Origin of the sequence: Bacteroides sp. OM08-11 (assembly GCF_003438665.1) — a bacterium.
GTDB lineage: Bacteria > Bacteroidota > Bacteroidia > Bacteroidales > Bacteroidaceae > Bacteroides > Bacteroides cutis.
On the sequence record NZ_QSTJ01000003.1, the window covers coordinates 459,302 to 461,110 of the forward strand.

A 1,809-nucleotide genomic window follows, 5' to 3' on the forward strand; every position below is an offset into this window, starting at 1 on the left:
CTTTGCATCCGCTTTCTGAAAAGAATGAAAGCTTAAGAAGAAGCGATCTTTGAACAGATTTACATAAACAATACAAGTAGTACAAGAGCGAGACCCATTTCTAGCGATAGGGATCGGTCTCGGGTAAAAACTAAAAGAACCGTCATTACTTAATAATAGGTAAAGACATACACTTTTAAATTCGAGCGTCCTGGACAGATAAAATGAGATCGTATATTATGTTTATAGTTTTACTTATAAATCATGGCATATGACTCTTACAATACTTTTACAATGAAGAGTTTGATCCTGGCTCAGGATGAACGCTAGCTACAGGCTTAACACATGCAAGTCGAGGGGCATCAGGGCATTAGCTTGCTAATGCCGCTGGCGACCGGCGCACGGGTGAGTAACACGTATCCAACCTGCCTTCAACTCAGGGATAGCCTTTCGAAAGAAAGATTAATACCTGATAGTATGTATTTTCCGCATGGTTTTTACATTAAAGGGTTCCGGTTGAAGATGGGGATGCGTTCCATTAGATAGTTGGCGGGGTAACGGCCCACCAAGTCCACGATGGATAGGGGTTCTGAGAGGAAGGTCCCCCACATTGGAACTGAGACACGGTCCAAACTCCTACGGGAGGCAGCAGTGAGGAATATTGGTCAATGGGCGCTAGCCTGAACCAGCCAAGTAGCGTGAAGGATGACTGCCCTATGGGTTGTAAACTTCTTTTATACGGGAATAAAGTTTGGCACGTGTGCCTTTTTGCATGTACCGTATGAATAAGGATCGGCTAACTCCGTGCCAGCAGCCGCGGTAATACGGAGGATCCGAGCGTTATCCGGATTTATTGGGTTTAAAGGGAGCGTAGGCGGATGCTTAAGTCAGTTGTGAAAGTTTGCGGCTCAACCGTAAAATTGCAGTTGATACTGGGTGTCTTGAGTGCAGTATAGGCAGGCGGAATTCGTGGTGTAGCGGTGAAATGCTTAGATATCACGAAGAACTCCGATTGCGAAGGCAGCTTGCTGGACTGTAACTGACGCTGATGCTCGAAAGTGTGGGTATCAAACAGGATTAGATACCCTGGTAGTCCACACAGTAAACGATGAATACTCGCTGTTTGCGATATACAGTAAGCGGCCAAGCGAAAGCGTTAAGTATTCCACCTGGGGAGTACGCCGGCAACGGTGAAACTCAAAGGAATTGACGGGGGCCCGCACAAGCGGAGGAACATGTGGTTTAATTCGATGATACGCGAGGAACCTTACCCGGGCTTGAATTGCAAATGAATATAGTGGAGACATTATAGCCGCAAGGCATTTGTGAAGGTGCTGCATGGTTGTCGTCAGCTCGTGCCGTGAGGTGTCGGCTTAAGTGCCATAACGAGCGCAACCCTTATCTATAGTTACTATCAGGTTATGCTGAGGACTCTATGGAGACTGCCGTCGTAAGATGTGAGGAAGGTGGGGATGACGTCAAATCAGCACGGCCCTTACGTCCGGGGCTACACACGTGTTACAATGGGGGGTACAGAAGGCAGCTACACGGCGACGTGATGCTAATCCCAAAAACCTCTCTCAGTTCGGATTGGAGTCTGCAACCCGACTCCATGAAGCTGGATTCGCTAGTAATCGCGCATCAGCCACGGCGCGGTGAATACGTTCCCGGGCCTTGTACACACCGCCCGTCAAGCCATGAAAGCCGGGGGTACCTGAAGTGCGTAACCGCAAGGAGCGCCCTAGGGTAAAACTGGTGATTGGGGCTAAGTCGTAACAAGGTAGCCGTACCGGAAGGTGCGGCTGGAACACCTCCTTTCTGGAGCGACGT

The 1,809-nt window shown here is 48.8% G+C and carries 1 rRNA gene; it reads left to right on the top strand.

Annotation, left to right across the window (positions count from 1 at the left end):
• The first annotated feature begins 270 nt into the window (after positions 1–270).
• A 16S ribosomal RNA gene (locus DXC10_RS08420) occupies positions 271–1,797 on the top strand.
• Positions 1,798–1,809 lie beyond the last annotated feature (12 nt).